18 protein-coding genes are annotated in these 16,710 nt (G+C 39.1%); 9 read left to right on the top strand and 9 right to left on the bottom strand.

The window, feature by feature from the left end; translation table 11 throughout:
- Positions 1–2: 2 nt before the first annotated feature.
- The 7 genes from P20495_RS17745 to P20495_RS17775 all read right to left on the bottom strand — a co-directional run bounded on the left by P20495_RS17745 (position 3) and on the right by P20495_RS17775 (position 6,589).
- On the bottom strand, positions 3–635 hold the full coding sequence (locus P20495_RS17745) for an NADH:ubiquinone reductase (Na(+)-transporting) subunit D (RefSeq protein ID WP_007376133.1): 633 nt from the start codon (positions 633–635) through the stop codon (positions 3–5).
- Positions 635–1,387, bottom strand: a complete 753-nt coding sequence (locus P20495_RS17750) for a Na(+)-translocating NADH-quinone reductase subunit C (protein ID WP_007376132.1) — start codon at positions 1,385–1,387, stop codon at positions 635–637. The genes P20495_RS17745 and P20495_RS17750 overlap by 1 nt, the downstream gene beginning before the upstream one ends.
- Positions 1,380–2,582 (bottom strand): NADH:ubiquinone reductase (Na(+)-transporting) subunit B, encoded by a 1,203-nt coding sequence (locus P20495_RS17755; protein ID WP_007376131.1) that lies wholly within the window; start codon positions 2,580–2,582, stop codon positions 1,380–1,382. The genes P20495_RS17750 and P20495_RS17755 overlap by 8 nt, the downstream gene beginning before the upstream one ends.
- A 4-nt stretch (positions 2,583–2,586) precedes the next feature.
- Positions 2,587–3,930, bottom strand: a complete 1,344-nt coding sequence (locus P20495_RS17760) for a Na(+)-translocating NADH-quinone reductase subunit A (RefSeq protein ID WP_007376130.1) — start codon at positions 3,928–3,930, stop codon at positions 2,587–2,589.
- A 374-nt stretch (positions 3,931–4,304) separates the two neighbouring features.
- Positions 4,305–5,498: an enoyl-ACP reductase FabV gene (gene fabV, locus P20495_RS17765; RefSeq protein WP_008133957.1), complete on the bottom strand. Its 1,194-nt coding sequence runs from the start codon at positions 5,496–5,498 to the stop codon at positions 4,305–4,307.
- Between the two features lie 107 nt (positions 5,499–5,605).
- Positions 5,606–5,917, bottom strand: coding sequence for a BolA family transcriptional regulator (locus P20495_RS17770; RefSeq protein ID WP_033015006.1), 312 nt, complete (start codon positions 5,915–5,917; stop codon positions 5,606–5,608).
- Between the two features lie 63 nt (positions 5,918–5,980).
- Positions 5,981–6,589, bottom strand: a complete 609-nt coding sequence (locus P20495_RS17775) for an alpha-ketoglutarate-dependent dioxygenase AlkB (RefSeq protein WP_008133956.1) — start codon at positions 6,587–6,589, stop codon at positions 5,981–5,983.
- 41 nt (positions 6,590–6,630) lie between these two features.
- Here P20495_RS17775 and P20495_RS17780 point away from each other — a divergent pair, with 41 nt between their 5' ends.
- The 4 genes from P20495_RS17780 to P20495_RS17795 are packed head-to-tail and all read left to right on the top strand — an operon-like array spanning position 6,631 to position 10,375.
- The gene (locus P20495_RS17780; protein WP_007376125.1) at positions 6,631–7,764 is read left to right on the top strand and encodes a methyltransferase; all 1,134 of its coding nucleotides are present in this window, start codon (positions 6,631–6,633) and stop codon (positions 7,762–7,764) included.
- 7 nt (positions 7,765–7,771) lie between these two features.
- Positions 7,772–8,326: a YajG family lipoprotein gene (locus tag P20495_RS17785; RefSeq protein WP_008133953.1), complete on the top strand. Its 555-nt coding sequence runs from the start codon at positions 7,772–7,774 to the stop codon at positions 8,324–8,326.
- A gap of 2 nt (positions 8,327–8,328) precedes the next feature.
- Entirely contained in the window at positions 8,329–8,949 is a 621-nt protein-coding gene (locus P20495_RS17790) for a peptidylprolyl isomerase (protein WP_007376123.1), read from the top strand.
- Between the two features lie 46 nt (positions 8,950–8,995).
- On the top strand, positions 8,996–10,375 hold the full coding sequence (locus P20495_RS17795) for an MFS transporter (protein WP_007376122.1): 1,380 nt from the start codon (positions 8,996–8,998) through the stop codon (positions 10,373–10,375).
- A gap of 78 nt (positions 10,376–10,453) precedes the next feature.
- On the opposite strand, the gene P20495_RS17800 is transcribed toward P20495_RS17795, so the two are convergent.
- Positions 10,454–10,693 (bottom strand): helix-turn-helix domain-containing protein, encoded by a 240-nt coding sequence (locus tag P20495_RS17800; RefSeq protein WP_007376121.1) that lies wholly within the window; start codon positions 10,691–10,693, stop codon positions 10,454–10,456.
- A 412-nt stretch (positions 10,694–11,105) separates the two neighbouring features.
- Here P20495_RS17800 and P20495_RS17805 point away from each other — a divergent pair, with 412 nt between their 5' ends.
- Positions 11,106–11,294, top strand: a complete 189-nt coding sequence (locus tag P20495_RS17805) for a hypothetical protein (RefSeq protein ID WP_033014996.1) — start codon at positions 11,106–11,108, stop codon at positions 11,292–11,294.
- A 49-nt stretch (positions 11,295–11,343) separates the two neighbouring features.
- Here the strand turns inward: P20495_RS17805 and erpA are convergent, their stop codons facing one another.
- Positions 11,344–11,682: an iron-sulfur cluster insertion protein ErpA gene (erpA, locus tag P20495_RS17810; RefSeq protein WP_007376119.1), complete on the bottom strand. Its 339-nt coding sequence runs from the start codon at positions 11,680–11,682 to the stop codon at positions 11,344–11,346.
- Positions 11,683–12,003: 321 nt separating this feature from the next.
- On the opposite strand from erpA, the gene P20495_RS17815 reads away from it, so the two are divergent.
- The 4 genes from P20495_RS17815 (at position 12,004) to hemL (ending at position 16,639) form a co-directional block, all read left to right on the top strand.
- Positions 12,004–13,686: a chloride channel protein gene (locus P20495_RS17815; protein WP_007376117.1), complete on the top strand. Its 1,683-nt coding sequence runs from the start codon at positions 12,004–12,006 to the stop codon at positions 13,684–13,686.
- A gap of 15 nt (positions 13,687–13,701) precedes the next feature.
- Positions 13,702–14,136 carry a CopD family protein gene (locus P20495_RS17820; protein WP_007376116.1) on the top strand — a complete coding sequence of 145 codons (435 nt, stop codon included), beginning with the start codon at positions 13,702–13,704 and terminating at the stop codon, positions 14,134–14,136.
- Between the two features lie 172 nt (positions 14,137–14,308).
- The gene (locus P20495_RS17825; protein WP_007376115.1) at positions 14,309–15,325 is read left to right on the top strand and encodes an aspartate carbamoyltransferase; all 1,017 of its coding nucleotides are present in this window, start codon (positions 14,309–14,311) and stop codon (positions 15,323–15,325) included.
- 33 nt (positions 15,326–15,358) lie between these two features.
- Positions 15,359–16,639 carry a glutamate-1-semialdehyde 2,1-aminomutase gene (hemL, locus tag P20495_RS17830; protein WP_008133947.1) on the top strand — a complete coding sequence of 427 codons (1,281 nt, stop codon included), beginning with the start codon at positions 15,359–15,361 and terminating at the stop codon, positions 16,637–16,639.
- The last annotated feature ends 71 nt before the right edge of the window (positions 16,640–16,710 follow it).

Genomic DNA, 16,710 nt, shown 5'->3' with positions numbered 1-16,710 from the left:
CCTTACGCTTTAGCTTCTACTTGGTCTTTCTTATAAGTACGAAGTACCCATATGAATAAACCAATGATGAAGAATGCACTCGGTGGTAATATCAATAGACCCATAGGTTGATACCAACCGCCATCTTGTACTAATGGGATAATATCAACACCGAATAGTGTTCCTTTACCGAATAGCTCACGAATGAAACCAACAGTAAGTAAAACAACAGAATAGCCTAAACCATTACCAATACCGTCAAGGAATGACATTAGTGGTGGCGACTTCATCGCATATGCTTCAGCACGACCCATTACAATACAGTTAGTAATAATTAGACCAACGAAGACTGAAAGCTCTTTAGCCGTAGCATAAGAAAACGCTTGCAGTACTTGGTCAACAACAATAACTAATGATGCAATAATCGTCATTTGTACAATGATACGTACTGACGATGGGATCTGGTTACGAATAGTCGAGATAAAGAAGCTCGAAAACGCAGTTACCAAGGTCAATGCTATTGACATGATTAACGCATTTTTTAAGCTAGACGTTACCGCTAACGCAGAACAAATACCCAGTACTTGTAGTGCGATTGGGTTGTTAGCTAAAACCGGACCAAATAGGACCGCCTTCATTTCTTTAGTATCAGCCATTATTTCAATGCTCCTTTACGTACTTTCGCAAGGAAAGGGCCAAAGCCGTTTTCGCCAGTCCAAAAGTCAACTGCATGTTCAACACCGTTAGACGTTAATGTAGCACCTGAAAGACCATCGATCTTATGCTCATTATCACCCGCAGTACCTTTAACAATTTGAATTGGTAGCTCTTTACCTTGCCACGTAGCAGTCCACTGTGGATTTTGAATTTCACCACCTAAGCCAGGCGTTTCATTATGCTTGTAGAAAATAATGTTTTTAACTGTTTCACCATCGCTTTCAAGCGAGATAAAACCGTACATTAAGCCCCATAAGCCGTAGCCCTGAATAGGAAGAATGATTGCATCAATAGAGCCATCTTCTTTTTTCGAGATATACACCGGTGACTCTTTAGTCACACGTTGAATACCTGCAATGTCTTTAACGCCTTTCTCTTGAAGAGAAACACTTAGCGCTGCATCGTATTTGCTTTTTTCAAAATCAAAGATTGTTGGGTCTGTGTCTACAAACTCACCTGTGGTCATATTTACAACACGCGCTTCAATTTTAGCATTAAATGTATCAGATACATTCTCAACTTTATCGATGCCTGCCGCTGCTAAGATATTGCTTTGAATATCTTTATTTTTATTAGCTTGCTGTAAAGGACGAAGCTGTACAGAAGCAAACGATACAATGATTGCACACACTAAACATAGTGCTACAACAACTGCTAACGTTTTACCGATTGATTCGTTATTACTAGACATTACGTGCCAACCTCCGCTTGATATTAGCTTGCACTACAAAGTGATCGAACAGTGGAGCAAATAAGTTAGCAAATAAAATTGCTAGCATCATGCCTTCTGGGAAAGCAGGATTCACAACACGGATAAGAACCACCATAAGACCAATTAGTAAACCGTATGCAAATTTACCTTTATTAGTAAATGCAGCCGATACAGGGTCTGTAGCCATAAAGAACATACCAAACGCAAAACCACCAAGCACTAAATGCCAATACCAAGGCATTGCAAATACAGGGTTAGTTTCTGAACCAACAGCATTTAATAAGAATGCCGTTGCTACCATACCAAGGAATACACCTAGTACGATACGCCAAGAAGCGATGCGAACGTAAATTAAGAATAAACCACCTACAAGTAATGCAAGTGTCGATGTTTCACCAACAGAACCTTGAATGAAACCGTAAAATGCATTCCACCATAATTCCATGTTTGAAAAATCAAGTGTGCCAACAAAAGCTTGACCTAGCATAGTCGCACCAGAGAAAGAATCTACTGCAGTCCATACTGTGTCACCCGAAATTTGTGCCGGGTATGCGAAGAATAAGAACGCACGGCCAGCCAAAGCAGGGTTTAAGAAGTTACGACCAGTACCACCAAAAATTTCTTTAGCGATTACTACACCGAACGTGATACCCAGTGCAACTTGCCATAAAGGAATTGTTGCAGGTAAAATAAGTGCAAATAATACAGAAGTAACGAAGAAACCTTCATTAATTTCATGCTTACGCACAGAAGCAAAAATCACTTCCCAAAAACCACCTACAGCAAACGTGACTGCGTAAATTGGTAGGAAGAAACATGCTCCGTAGAACATTTTAGCGCCCCAGCCTGCATTAGCGGTTAATTCACCACCAAAGAACTGAAACAGACCAACCTGCCACGAATTTGCTAGTTCAAAACCTTGTGCTAAAGCACCTGCGGCCTGGTGACCGATGTTGAACATACCAAAAAACATAGCTGGGAACGTCGCCATCCACACTAAAATCATCATACGTTTTAGGTCGATATTATCGCGTACGTGTGTCTTGCCTTTATTTACATAGCCTGGTGTATAAAAAATAGTTGCAGCTGCTTCATACAGTGCATAAAATTTTTCATATTTTCCACCGGCTTCAAAATTCGGCTCGATATCTTCTAGATATTTTTTTAAACCCATCTCTCTAGCCTTCCTTCTCGATCGTAGTTAAGCAATCGCGTAGGATAGAACCATACTCGTATTTGCCAGGACAAACGAAGGTACATAACGCTAAATCTTCTTCATCAAGTTCAAGCGCGCCCAGTGAAATTGCACTATCTAAATCGCGTGCAATTAAGTCACGTAATAATAGTGTAGGCAAAATATCTAACGGCATCACGCGCTCGTAGCTACCAATTGGAACCATGGCACGTTTTGAACCACCTGTAGACGTTGTCATTTTAAATAAACGACTCGGCGTAAGGTGAGAAAGGAATGTACGCGTTACAGAGAATTTATCACTACCTGGTGCAATCCAGCCAAATAGTTCTTTTTCGCGACCTTCAAGTAATACAGATACTTGAACGTGGTAACGACCTAAGAACGCATTAACACCGTTTGAAGTAGCGCCAGATAAAACAGAACCAGAAATAACACGGTTATCACCGTCTTCTAATTCTCCAGCAACTAAATCATCCAATGAAGCACCTAATTGTGTTTTCACTAAACGTGGGTTTTTAACACGAGGACCTGCAAGCGAAACAACACGGTTTGTGTAAATTTCACCCGTAAGGAATAAGTGACCATACGCAATAACGTCTTGGTAACCAATATGCCAAACTTGTTTACTAGCAGATACAGGGTCAAGATTATGGATATGAGTGCCTACAAGGCCAGCAGGGTGCACACCACCAAACTCATGTACTTCTACTTGAGCTATAGATGAGCTAGGAACTTGACTGCCAACTTGCTTACAAACAAATACTTTTCCATCAGTCAAACGCGATACAACGGCTAAACCCGCTTCGAATGCTTGCGCATTATCAGCAATAACTACCGCAGGATCTGCAGCAAGAGGATTAGTGTCGATAGCGGTCACAAAGATAGAGCTAGGATTTGCATCCACAGCCGCAACTTTGCTGAATGGGCGAGCACGAAGTGCCGTCCACTGACCAGACTGGATAAGTACTTCTTTAGCTTTTTCACGATCTAAGCTCGTAAGCTCAGTGTCAGAGAAAGAGTCAAAGGTGATTTGCTCACTGCCGTCTACTTCAATAACAACAGATTGCAGCACACGTTTAGCACCACGATTTATTTCTTTTACAACACCAGAAGCTGGTGCGGTAAATAGGACGCCGGGGTTCTTTTTATCTTCAAAAAGTACCTGGCCTTTTTTAACTTGGTCATCCATACGGATATGCATGGTTGGACGCATACCAATAAACTCTTCACCTAGCACAGCTACACGTTTGACGGGAGAACCGTCGTGAATAACTTGCTGAGGTGCGCCCTCTATGGGTAAATCCAGACCTTTTTTTATGTTGATCATACGCACTTGCACTACATTAACGGAAAGAAACTGAAAAATCGTACCAACCACGTTGCCATTTGAGCTATCCCAAGTTATATCTATGTATACAAAGAACAACTTGCTATGAATACTAAACAAGCAACGCGGTAAAAACTCTTCACATATTGCCTTAATTTTAACATCATTGTGGGCGACTATGCGAGTCTAATTATGAAAATTATACGACAGAAACACTTATTTAGTTTTGTTATGTGTATTTAATAAAATTTAAGTTAGACCAAAGTGGTAGCTTAAGCAAAGAATGACATTTTTTAATCACAATTGTTCAAAAAAGCCCGCAAAACAAAAAAGTCGCACTCAGCGACTTTTTAATTACATATTTGCAAATATGGTTAATCAATCATATTTGCAATTGGTTTGACCGAATCCACATCTTGATCGTAATCAACTCCGTTAATACCAAAGCCAAATAAACGTAAAAATTCGTTATGGTAACCCACATAATCGGTTAACTCATCAATTGAGCTTGTATCTACGCTATCCCAAACAGCTTGAACACGTGCTTGCACATCGTCTTCTAATTCTTTGTAGTTTTGAAATAAGTGGCCACCTTCATCAAAGCGTGGGTTATCACCATATAAGTTCTCACTAAATAAAGCCTGAATTTGCTCAATTGTACCTTCATAAGTACCATCTGCTTTCATTACTTTAAATAATGCTGAAATGTATAAAGGCATAATAGGAATAGCCGAGCTTGCTTGTGTTACCACAGCATTAAGAGACGATACATAGGCTTCGCCATTTAAATCTTTTGTAGATTCTTTAATTGCAGCAGTTGCTCGGTCTAAATCTTCTTTAGCCTTACCAATAGTAGCGTGTCCGTATATTGGCCATGTTAGCTCTTTACCAATATAAGTGTAGGCCGTAGTTTTAAAGTTATCAGCTAATGCGTCGGCTTCTTTTAATGCGTCAATCCACATTTCCCAATCTTCACCGCCCATTACTTTAATGGTGTTGTCGATATCGTCCTGGTTTGCCGCTTCAACAGTAATTTCATCAATTTCACGCTTTGACGTATTAAGGTTTTTAGTTGTAACTGCGTTACCAATCGGCTTAAGTGTAGAGGAGAACACTTCACCCGTATTTGGATCAGTACGACGAGGAGACGCCAAGCTATAAATAATACAATCTACTTTGCCCAAATCTGCTTTAATAGTGTCGATTGCTTTTTGTTTGATTTCGTTAGAAAACGCATCACCATTAATATTTTTAGACCAAAGACCCGCTTCGTCAGCTGCTTCTTGGAATGCTGCAGTATTGTACCAACCAGCAGAACCTGTTTTACGTTCAGTGCCTTCTTTTTCAAAGAAAATACCGAGTGTTTTAGCGCCGCCACCAAATGCAGCTGTGATACGCGACGCCAAGCCGTAGCCTGTAGATGCGCCAATAACTAATACATTTTTTGGTGCGTTTTTTAACACGCCTTGTTGTTTTACATAGTTAATTTGTTCTTGAACATGCTCGCTACATCCCGTTGGGTGTGCGTTGGTACAGATAAATCCACGAATTTTAGGCTTAATGACCATTGATGATCCTATATCTTTTACAATAAAAATTAGCGCTAGTTTAAAGGCTAATACTAAAAACACTGATCTGATCAGTTAATCACTAATCAGATACTTCAAAAAAACACTTAGCTAATTTTAGAGCCGCCCATACAATTAGGCGAATCAGGTGCTTCTCCGCCCTGCTCGGTATACTCATCCGGTGTATAAGTATGGATAGCGAGTGCGTGAATATGATTTGCTAACTCATCTTTTAATATTTCATTAATTTCACGATGGCGTTGTAATAGGCGTTTGCCGGCAAATTCTTCACTTACCACAATAACTTTAAAATGTGACTCGGTGCCTTTGCTGTGCATGTGACTTTCGTTAATTACATTTAAATGCTTACAGGCAATTGCGCTGCTGATTTTTTCTTGAATTTGTTGCTGCATTGACATAAAAACCATTTTTGTAGTTAAGTTATGTTGTTATCATAACAACTAGCCAAGCCTATTGGCTAACTAAAATTGAGCTTGCTTGATTTGCTTTATGCATCTAAACGTTAAGCTAATTCGTGGGTGAGCCAATGTAGTTTGCTTTGGGATTGCATGTTGATAATCACGCTGACTGTCGCCACTCATGACTAAACAGCTACCACTTTGCAGCTTTAAATCGGTTACTTTATTTGTCGATTTTTGTTTAAGCTTTAAAACACGCTCTGCTCCAAGTGATACACACACAATAGTAGGTTGATGGCCCAGCTCTATTTCGTCATCACTGTGCCAGCCCATAGTATCGTTACCATCTCGGTAATAATTAACTAATAAAGAATTTAATGGCTGATTTAAATGTTTTTCTAAGCGCTTACGCATTGCTAATAAAATATCAGGCCAAGGCTCTACTATTAGCTTACTATGCGAATAACCATATTCAAAATTATGCTCGCTAATAAAGCATTGAAGTCGGGGAATTGGGCCTGTTTTAGAATAAACGGTGACGTCGGGTTGCTGCCAAACTAGGTTTTTTTGTAAATAATAAAATAAATCGAGGCTTTTTTGCGCGCTAAGTGCCCTACTTTGATAAGAAAAGCCATTTGGTAACTGTTGGGGGTTGGCGTTTTGCCGTTGCATGTTAGAATTTACCTACATTAGTTTACTGATCAAATACCATTATGACGACGCAAGCCCAGCTAGGCGATAAAACCTTTACTCTTGAACGCTTTCCTTTGGATCAAAAAAACCGCAGTTTACAAGCGTGGGATTCAGCCGATGAGTACCTTATCAATTATGTTAACGAACATCACCCTGATTGTCGCTCACTGCTTATTTTAAACGATAGCTTTGGTGCACTTGCTTGTAGTTTTAATCAATTAACGGTTTGTTCAGTTAATGATTCTTATATTAGCCATCAAGCAGTGGCATATAACTTACAAATAAACAAACTATCCACGGCGCAATTTAGCCAAATAGATAGCCTGTCTGCATTGCCTGAAGACATAGATTTAGTGCTAATAAAAATACCGCGTAACGTAGGTTTTTTGCAATTTCAACTAAGTGAATTAAGCGAAATACTTGCACCTGGTACACCCGTAATTGCAGCCGGTAAAACAAAAGAAATTCATAATTCAACAATAAAATCGTTTGAGCAATTTATTGGTGAAACAAAAACAAGTTTAGCGGTTAAAAAATCACGTCTTATATTAAGCACTGCAAAAGGTGGGTATAAAGCAGCTGATTTCCCTATTACTTGGCCACTTGAAGGCACTGAATTTAATATAACAAATCATGCAAATGTGTTTTCACGTGATTCGTTAGATATAGGTGCTCGATTCTTTTTCAACTATTTACCAGAAACCAAGAAAGAAACTAGCATAATCGATTTAGGTTGTGGTAATGGTGTTGTAGGTGTTATGGCGCTTGCTCGTTGCCCTAAAGCATCTGTCACATTTGTTGATGAATCATACATGGCGGTTGAGTCTGCACGTTTAAATGTAGAACAAAACATGCCTGAGCAGTTTGATAATTGCCAATTTATTGAAAACGATTGCTTGACCGACTTTGATCAAGACAGTGTGGATATGGTGCTATGTAACCCACCATTTCATCAAGCGCAAGCTGTAACAGACCACATAGCGTGGCAAATGTTTAAACAAGCAAAAGAAACCTTAAAACAAGGTGGCGAATTACGTATTATTGGTAACCGTCATTTAGATTATCACGACAAACTAAACCGTATGTTTGGGAACTGTAAACTACTTGGCTCCAACAAGAAATTTGTAGTACTTAGTGCCACTAAAAATTATTAGGAATTTAATGATTAAAATTACTTTTAGCCTATGTGCGTTACTTGTACTAGCTGGCTGTACTAGTCAGCCTAATCAAGTGATCCTTAACCCGGTTTATAAAAATGGCCAGATTAGTACAATTAACAGCAGTTTAAGTACCAGCGTGATTGATTTACGTGGTGACACTGCAACGCTTAAGCTGATTGAATCTGATAAAACTAAAACGTTTGCAAGTCAAGGTATTACAGAGTCAGTTAAAAGCGTTTTAGATAGCGCGCTGAGTCGAAACGGAGCAAGTATTTCAAACCTAGCGACTGTGCGTTTTGAAGTAGATATTCATGCACTGCAAGCTGTGGTAACAGAAAAACTAGTAAGCCACACCAGTGAAGCTCAGATAGAGCTTGGTGTTCGTGTTATTCGCGCTTCAAGCAATTTTAGTAAGGTGTACCGAGGTAGTGCTAATTTAGAAGGCCCATTTAGTCATGAGCGAGCAAAAGTAGAAGGCCAGCTCAATAAGTTGACTGAGCAAATTATTACCCGCATTGTATCAGATCCTGAATTAATAGAATTTTTAGAAGGTTAAACATGAAACGACTTTTTTTAATCTGTTTCGGCCTATTTTTTAGCGCAAGTAGCTTAGCAGCCCAAGAAGGCCGCTTTGTGCAAAAAGATAATATTTTTCCGCGCGTCGAAATCGTAACCTCAATGGGCAGTATCGTAGTCGAGCTTGATCGCTCAAGAGCCCCTATTACAGTCAATAACTTTTTAACGTACGTGTCAGATAAAAGTTACCAGGGGAGTGTTTTCCACCGTATTGAGCGTGATGTAGAAAATGATCGCGATTTTGTTATTCAAGGTGGCGGGTACGACAAAGACTACGATGGTTTACATGAAAACGATCCTATTTTTAACGAAAGTGGTAATGGCTTAAAAAATGACATGTACAGTATAGCCATGGCATATCAGGACAGAGAGCCGCATTCTGGTACTCGTCAGTTCTTTTTTAATATGGACAATAACGACCATTTAAATCCAGATAAAGACTGGGGATTTGCCGTATTTGGTAATGTAATGGATGGCTACGACACACTTGATAAAATAATGGTTGTCGAAACAGGCTTTAACGAAAAAATTGGTTACGATTTCGTGCCAAAAGTACCTGTTGTTATCTTAAATATAAAAGTCCTTGAGCAAGTACCATTATAATTAATGAGCTGTAGTTTAACTACACCCAATCGCCAATGAAGGCCCTATGAGCAAAACTCTCTCTATTAGCGAATATTTTTCTTACTTTAAAGACAAACGCTTAATCAATATTTTTATATTTGGTATGAGCAGTGGTTTTCCTTGGGTTTTAATTGGCTCAGTGCTGTCGGCTTGGTTAAAGGATGAAGGCCTAAGTCGCAGTATGATTGGCCTATTTGGCATTGTATTTGGGGCTTACAGTATAAACTTTTTATGGTCGCCACTCATTGACCGGACCAAGCTCCCTATTTTATATAAATGGCTTGGCCAACGTCGTAGCTGGATACTATTATGCCAAAGCTTTATCTTAATTGGCACGTTACTATTAGCTGGACTTGATTTAAAAACTAACTTAGCGCTTGTTGCCGTAATTTGCTTATTAATCGCCATTGCTTCTGCTACGCAAGATATTGCAATTGACGCATTTAGAATTGACACTCTCAGTGAAAACGAATCTCATAAAGCTACGGCAGCCGCCGCAATGGCAACATCTGGTTGGTGGACAGGTTATGCGCTTTTAGGTGCTATTCCATTTTATATGGCTGATATCCCCTCGCTTGACTGGCCCCAAATATATTATTTTTTAGCCGCTATAATTTTGCTGTTAATGGGTGGAGCTTTGTTCGCAAAAGAGCCTAAGTCAAACAGAGAAGCCGTGCATGCTGAGCTTGAGCGTGTATACCTTGAAAAACTTTCATCAACAAAACAAACCCCACTTACAAAAACAGTTGCGTGGCTCGCGGTAACCGTTATTGATCCCTTTAGAGCCTTTTTCACTAAAAACGGCGTTAAAACTGCACTTGCGTTACTTGCATTTATTTTCTTATTTAAGATAGGTGAAGCGTTTTTGGGCCGCATGTCTATTGTGTTTTATAAAGAAATTGGTTTTAGTAATAGCGATATTGCTACATTTTCAAAAGTAGGCACTGCCGTACTTACCATTATATTTACCTTTGTTGGCAGCTTATTTAATCAAAAATATGGCATTGTTAAAGGTTTATTTATAAGTGGTATTGCAATGGCAGCATCAAACTTAGCATTTTCATGGATTGCTTTAGTTGGACCTGACTTAAGGCTGTATGCCTTTGCTATTGTTATTGATGGATTTACACAAGCGTGGTCGTTAGTGGCAATGGTCGCGTTTATATCAATGCTTTGTGATAGGGCATTTAGCGCAACTCACTATGCGTTGCTAGCATCATTAGGGAACTTAGGAAGAACGTTGCTTTCAAGTTATAGTGGTGTAGTAATAGATGATTGGTTGGCAGGTAATTGGTCGCTATTTTTTATTCTTACAGCGTTAATGGTTTTACCATCGTTACTATTTTTGTACTTAATTAGGCACAAGCTGTATGAACTTGAGCGAAATTATCATCAAAAAAATTAAGAAATATAATGCATCCCTGCATTAATTTACTGCCTAGAACATTTATATAACTCATAAATGAACTAAACAATCACATAATTAATCTACTTTCAGCAAATTTAATGCTTCATGTGGATCAACGTCTAGTGCAGTACAATAGCGAACAAATTCAATAACATCTAAACGGCGCTCTTGATTTTCAATTTTACCGATAAACGAATGAGGTGTACCTAGCACTTGTGCAAGGCTGCGCATTGTATGCCCTTTTTCATGGCGCTTACTCTTAAGCCACTTTGTTAGCTTTGCGTTTTCTTCTGAAGAAACGGTTTTGCCCATCATTTTACATCTCCTACTCGATGATTTGACATACCCATTAAAGCAGTAGCCTATCAATAGCTGTAGGTAAGTAAGCAGCGCTACTTAATTTCACTTCAATAGCAAGGTGTTGCAGTTAAGCACTGTTGCCACTTACTTCTACCCACTTAGCTAAAAGCTACGCTAAAAATGTGGTATAAGTTTGTTTTTATTGAGAATGAAATTTTGCCCGTCTCATTCTTGGATACATTATATACTATTAATACTTTGGTTGAATGATTAATTGCGTTGTTCGGTACAAAATTAACTTGAGCGAATGTTTATAAACACTGAATATCCATCCATTTTCATCAAAAATTGAATTTTTTATGATTTTGTTTCATTTTAATGCGACATGTTTATTATTGAGTCTTATTAATTTTAAAAAGGTTGAGTCATGTTCAGGATACTATTTTTATTGCCAATTTTACTGTGCTTAGGTTGGTATCTTTTTTTGCGCAATAACGGGGTTCCAATTAAACAAGGTAAAAAAGGCTTTATGTATATTTTAGCTTTTTCTGCGTTTGTGCTCGGCTTTTTTATATTTATTATGCAAATAACCGAATACGCACCAACTGATTTATAGGCATTAAAAAAGCCGCAAAAGCGGCTTTAATCTATTTAGCGTTTGGCTGTTAAACGCTAAAGCTTGCACCACAACCACAGGTTGTTGTTGCATTTGGATTAGATACAAAAAAGCGTGCGCCTTCTAATCCTTCAGTGTAATCAACCTCACCATCAACCAAATATTGAATACTCATAGGATCAACAACTAGGGTTACACCATTTTTTACTATTTCTAAATCGCCGGGGTTTGCTTTTTCATCAAAAGTAAAACCATATTGAAAACCTGAACAACCACCGCCTGTGACATAAACACGCAGTTTTAGCTCTGGATTTTCTTCTTCGTCGATTAACTGTTTAACGCGAACAGCTGCTGCATCGCTGAACTTAATTGGTAATTCTTCTGACATTTTAAAACCCTCAATATCGTAATGGCGTGATTATCTAATACCCGAGTGTTTTAATCAAGTATAGTAAAACAACTCTTTCCTCTAAGTTATATCTATAAATTAGTAAAAAAGTGGCCAAACATTAACTAGCTAAAATAATACTTAAGCAAACTAAAAGCGACCTTTATACGCTATAAACTCATTAAATATTTTAGTTATAGGCAATAGGTCTTAATCTTCATTGCAAATTATTAATATAAGTTACGAAAATTTCAAAATCACAAGGACTTAGCTAAACTCTTTTGCTAAAATGCTGATGAAAAATACAGCGAGGAATAATGCATGTGGCTTGAGCAACTCAGGCGTCGGCTGGCAAAACCTAAAACATCTGTACAATTATGCTTATTAGGCGTAGTTGCCGGATTGATTGCTGCATTTTTTATTATTTTATTTCGTTTAACTATTTTATTTTTCCAAAGCTTATTTTTAGAAACACCTGACGACTTTACTACCCTACCAACACTTGAACGTGTTTTAATGCCGCTAATAGCCGCACTATTAATTGCGTGTTTTGCTGCGTTTACTGGCTTTAAACATTATCGTTTAGGCATTCCTTTTGTTATTCACCGTATTAAGCGCCATTACGGACAAATGCCTCTTTATAATACGGTAAATCAGTTTGTTGGTGGTGCATTAGCACTTATAAGTGGTTTTTCGGTCGGCCGCGAAGGCCCTTCTGTTCATATGGGCGCCACTGGTGCAAGCATTTTAGCCGACAAGCTCCACTTACCTCATAACGCGATGCGTACATTAACGGGTTGTGGTGTTGCAGCTGGGATTGCTGCTTCATTTAATACCCCACTGGCAGCTGTTATCTTCGTAATGGAAGTAGTACTTAGGGAATATAAAGTACATATATTTGTGCCCATTATGCTTGCTGCGGTTACAGGTGCACTCGCTACTCAATTTGTTTTTGGTGAAGGCTCTGAACTTGCTCTTATTACAATAGCGCCACTTAGCGGTTGGCACTACCCATATTTAATATTGTGCGGCATGGCACTCGGTGCAATTGCATTTAGCTTTAATCAAAATTTAATGTTAATTATTAAAACATTTAAGCCTTTGAGTATGTTCCCTCGCCTATTGATTGCAGGCTGTATTGCCAGTTTAATTGCATACGCAGTACCACAAGCAATGGGGTCAGGTATGAGTGCAATTACCATTGCGGTAGAATCCCCTGAGAACGTAAAATTACTTACCACCATTTTAATTGCCAAATTACTTGCCACTTTATTTGCGATTGGTTTGGGTATTCCTGGTGGGTTAATTGGCCCAGTGATCGGACTTGGCGTATTAATTGGTACTCTTATGGCCTTTTGCGCACAATTTATTAGTCCTGGAACTGATATAGCAGGTACTTATGGGGTTTTAGGAATGGCGGGATTAATGGCTGCAACGTTGCATGCCCCATTAGCTGCTTTAACAACCGTTATGGAGCTAACATCATCGCCTGAGATTATTGTGCCTGCCATGCTTGTTATAACGACAGCCTATGTAACTGCATTACAATTTTTTGGAAATCGCTCCATATTTTTACAGCAATTAGATTTTCAGGGACTTCCCTATCATGTATCTCCAGCCACAGAAGCGCTACAAAAAGTAGGGATAATGGATGACATGGACGAAAATTTCAAATTGCTATATTCAGATGATAAAGAGCAAATAAAAAATACCCTTGATGCTATGGATAGCCAAACACCACTTATTGTATTTGATGAGGAGAATGGCTACAGGCTTGCTGAATACGATTTAAGTCTAATGTCTGATCAGGCCATCAATTTAAACTACATTAGCCTGCAGGGCATTAGTAGCCAAGCAACACTAGCCGATGCATTCGATATGTTAAAAGACAAAAGAAGTGGCGCACTGTACGTTTACAACCTTTTAGATAATCAACAAATTATGGGGCTTTTACGTTGGGACCAAATTCATCATATTTTGACCATTCGTAACAGCTTACTTTAAACAATAAGGATTATTATGAGCGCATTATTGATTTATAAAACACTCCACATATTTTTTATGATTGCGTGGTTTGCCGGTATTTTTTACTTACCTCGATTATTTGTATATCACGCCATGAGCGAAGAAAAGTCGTGTAACTCTATGCTTAAAGTTATGGAGCGCAGACTACTTTATTTTGTCACCCCATTTGCTGTTTTAACGGCTGTATTTGGAGTACTAACCATTGTTGAGTATGGTCGTGATTGGTTTAGATACAGCATGTGGCTACATTACAAACTTGTACTCGTTATTATTTTGTATATATACCACGGCTACTGTTTTAAATTATTGAGCGACTTTAAGCATGACCGAAACACTAAAACGGATCGTTTTTACCGAATTTTTAACGAGCTACCTGTTATTGCGCTACTCATAATTGTGGCATTAGCAGTAATAAAGCCTAGCTTGTGAAAACCTCTGGCTAGAGATGAATAAATTTAAATATCATTATTTCTCAATGTATTAGTGAGCAGCCCAACCAGAGTTCAGGTTAAGTCACATTTTAATTTTGTTTTAATACGCGCGATTGCGTGCCCCATTTTTTTGGATTATCGCGCCCTTTTGAAAAACTAGGAATAACCCCATGTTAAGTTTCCAAGGTGAAAATATACTGTCTGTTAGTCAACTAGACAGGGACTGTATTGAACGCATTTTTGCAGTTGCTAAAAAAATGGAGCCTTATGCTAAAAAACAAAAACGTACCAACGTACTTGAAGGCGCTATTTTAGCTAACTTGTTTTTTGAGCCAAGCACACGAACACGTGTAAGCTTTGGTACAGCCTTTAATTTACTCGGTGGTTTAGTTCGTGAAACAACCGGTATGCAAAGCTCAGCCCTTGCAAAAGGGGAATCACTTTACGATACCGCACGTGTTATTTCAGCTTATGCTGATGCTGTCGCTATGCGTCACCCAGATTCAGGTTCGGTCAGTGAGTTTGCTACGGGCTGTAGCGTACCAGTAATTAATGGTGGCGATGGCCCAAATGAGCACCCCACTCAAGCCTTACTTGACTTACTCACTATTGAACGTGAACTCAGCCGTTTTGATCAAAACATTGATGGTATGCATATAGCCTTAGTGGGCGATTTAAAATATGGTCGCACCGTACACTCGCTTTCAAAACTATTGTGCCATTATAAAAATGTAAAATTTTCGATGGTTGCTCCCGATGGCTTACAAATGCCTGACTACATCTTAGACGCAGTAGATAACGCGGGTCACAAAATTGAATTGGTAGACAAGATGGAAGGCAATTTAGCGGCCGACATCGTTTATCAAACACGTATTCAAGAAGAACGCTTTCCTTCACAAGAAGAAGCAAATAAATACCGAGGTGGATTTAGAATTAGCCAATCAATTTACAGTGCACACTGTAAACCTAACTCTGTTCTTATGCATCCACTTCCGCGTGACAGTCGTATTGAAGCCAACGAGCTCGATAATGACTTAAACGCTAACGACAATTTAGCTATATTTCGCCAAGTACAAAATGGTGTATTAATTCGTATGGCACTGTTTGCTTTAACACTCGGCGTAGAAAACAAAGTTGAGAAGTATGAAGTAGACGTACCTTGGTTTAGCCGCAAACGCGATAGCTAAGCCCCTTTTAAGTGACAATTTATAGGATTTTTCATGACAATTAGCCAAGACTTATTTGAACGCGCTCAAGCCTCTATTCCAGGTGGCGTAAATTCGCCAGTTCGTGCTTTTAATGGTGTAGGCGGTACGCCGCTATTTATTACAAAAGCAGAAGGTGCGTTTACATTTGACGCTGATGGTAATCGTTACATTGATTACGTTGGCTCTTGGGGGCCAATGATTATGGGGCATAACCACCCTGCGATTAAACAAGCCGTTCACGAAGCAGTAGAAAACGGCCTCAGTTATGGCGCGCCAACTGAAGCCGAAATTTTAATGGCTGAAAAAGTAAAAGAGCTAGTCCCATCAATCGAAAAAGTGCGTATGGTCAGCTCAGGTACTGAAGCAACTATGAGTGCAATTCGTTTGGCACGTGGTTTTACGGGTCGCGATAAAATATTAAAGTTTGAAGGGTGTTACCACGGCCATGCAGATTCGTTATTAGTTAAAGCAGGCTCAGGTGCACTAACAATGGGCGTACCGAACTCTCCAGGTATTCCAGAAGACTTTGCAAAGCATACGCTTACGGTATCGTTTAATAACTTAGATGAAGTAAAGGCTATTTTTGCAAAATACGCAGACGAAATTGCTTGTATTATTGTAGAGCCAGTAGCCGGTAACATGAACTGCATACCACCTGTGCCAGGCTTTTTAGAAGGTTTACGCGATGTGTGTGACGAATATAAATCAGTACTTATTTTTGATGAAGTAATGACGGGTTTTCGAGTGGCACTTGGCGGCGCACAAGCTTATTACAACATTAAACCAGATCTTACATGTCTAGGTAAAGTAATTGGCGGCGGCATGCCCGTTGGCGCGTTTGGTGGTAAAACAGAAATAATGGATTACATTGCACCTGTTGGCCCTGTATATCAAGCGGGCACTCTTTCTGGTAACCCTATCGCAATGGCTGCTGGTTTAAAATCACTGGAGCTATTAAGTGAGCCAGGCCTGCACGATAAGCTAGAAGCAATTTCAAAAGCAATTTGTGAAGGATTTGAAGCTGGCGCTAAAAAAGCAGGTATTGCGTTAACGACTAATTACGCAGGCGGGATGTATGGATTCTTTTTTACCGATGCGGAAAAAGTAACAACCTACAAACAAGCAACTGAATGTGACTTAGAGCGTTTTAAACGTTTTTTCCACCTTATGCTTGAAGAAGGTGTTTACTTAGCACCATCTGCGTTTGAGGCCGGTTTTGTATGTGCTGCACACTCTGTTCAGGAAGTAAAAGAGACCATCGCAGCTGCCGAACGCTCATTTGCCAAACTGTAACTTAAAAATTACTTTTGTATTAATTAAACGCCTGTTTTTAATGCGTATAATTAATATAAATGATTAAAAAA

The sequence above is a fragment of the Pseudoalteromonas sp. BSi20495 genome (assembly GCF_000241185.1).
Taxonomy (GTDB): Bacteria; Pseudomonadota; Gammaproteobacteria; order Enterobacterales; family Alteromonadaceae; genus Pseudoalteromonas; species Pseudoalteromonas fuliginea.
This window is presented reverse-complemented; position numbering and strand designations above follow the sequence as displayed.

What these genes read in the sequence shown, in the direction of transcription:
- erpA (WP_007376119.1), bottom strand. Translation starts at nt 11,682, where the DNA reads ATGTCAGAAGAATTACCAATTAAGTTCAGCGATGCAGCAGCTGTTCGC.
- P20495_RS17820 (WP_007376116.1), top strand. Translation starts at nt 13,702, where the DNA reads ATGAGCGCATTATTGATTTATAAAACACTCCACATATTTTTTATGATT.
- fabV (WP_008133957.1), bottom strand. Translation starts at nt 5,498, where the DNA reads ATGGTCATTAAGCCTAAAATTCGTGGATTTATCTGTACCAACGCACAC.
- P20495_RS17770 (WP_033015006.1), bottom strand. Translation starts at nt 5,917, where the DNA reads ATGTCAATGCAGCAACAAATTCAAGAAAAAATCAGCAGCGCAATTGCC.
- P20495_RS17760 (WP_007376130.1), bottom strand. Translation starts at nt 3,930, where the DNA reads ATGATCAACATAAAAAAAGGTCTGGATTTACCCATAGAGGGCGCACCT.
- P20495_RS17750 (WP_007376132.1), bottom strand. Translation starts at nt 1,387, where the DNA reads ATGTCTAGTAATAACGAATCAATCGGTAAAACGTTAGCAGTTGTTGTA.
- P20495_RS17785 (WP_008133953.1), top strand. Translation starts at nt 7,772, where the DNA reads ATGATTAAAATTACTTTTAGCCTATGTGCGTTACTTGTACTAGCTGGC.
- P20495_RS17755 (WP_007376131.1), bottom strand. Translation starts at nt 2,582, where the DNA reads ATGGGTTTAAAAAAATATCTAGAAGATATCGAGCCGAATTTTGAAGCC.
- P20495_RS17745 (WP_007376133.1), bottom strand. Translation starts at nt 635, where the DNA reads ATGGCTGATACTAAAGAAATGAAGGCGGTCCTATTTGGTCCGGTTTTA.
- P20495_RS17780 (WP_007376125.1), top strand. Translation starts at nt 6,631, where the DNA reads ATGACGACGCAAGCCCAGCTAGGCGATAAAACCTTTACTCTTGAACGC.
- P20495_RS17790 (WP_007376123.1), top strand. Translation starts at nt 8,329, where the DNA reads ATGAAACGACTTTTTTTAATCTGTTTCGGCCTATTTTTTAGCGCAAGT.
- P20495_RS17805 (WP_033014996.1), top strand. Translation starts at nt 11,106, where the DNA reads ATGTTCAGGATACTATTTTTATTGCCAATTTTACTGTGCTTAGGTTGG.
- P20495_RS17825 (WP_007376115.1), top strand. Translation starts at nt 14,309, where the DNA reads ATGTTAAGTTTCCAAGGTGAAAATATACTGTCTGTTAGTCAACTAGAC.
- hemL (WP_008133947.1), top strand. Translation starts at nt 15,359, where the DNA reads ATGACAATTAGCCAAGACTTATTTGAACGCGCTCAAGCCTCTATTCCA.
- P20495_RS17775 (WP_008133956.1), bottom strand. Translation starts at nt 6,589, where the DNA reads ATGCAACGGCAAAACGCCAACCCCCAACAGTTACCAAATGGCTTTTCT.
- P20495_RS17800 (WP_007376121.1), bottom strand. Translation starts at nt 10,693, where the DNA reads ATGATGGGCAAAACCGTTTCTTCAGAAGAAAACGCAAAGCTAACAAAG.
- P20495_RS17815 (WP_007376117.1), top strand. Translation starts at nt 12,004, where the DNA reads ATGTGGCTTGAGCAACTCAGGCGTCGGCTGGCAAAACCTAAAACATCT.
- P20495_RS17795 (WP_007376122.1), top strand. Translation starts at nt 8,996, where the DNA reads ATGAGCAAAACTCTCTCTATTAGCGAATATTTTTCTTACTTTAAAGAC.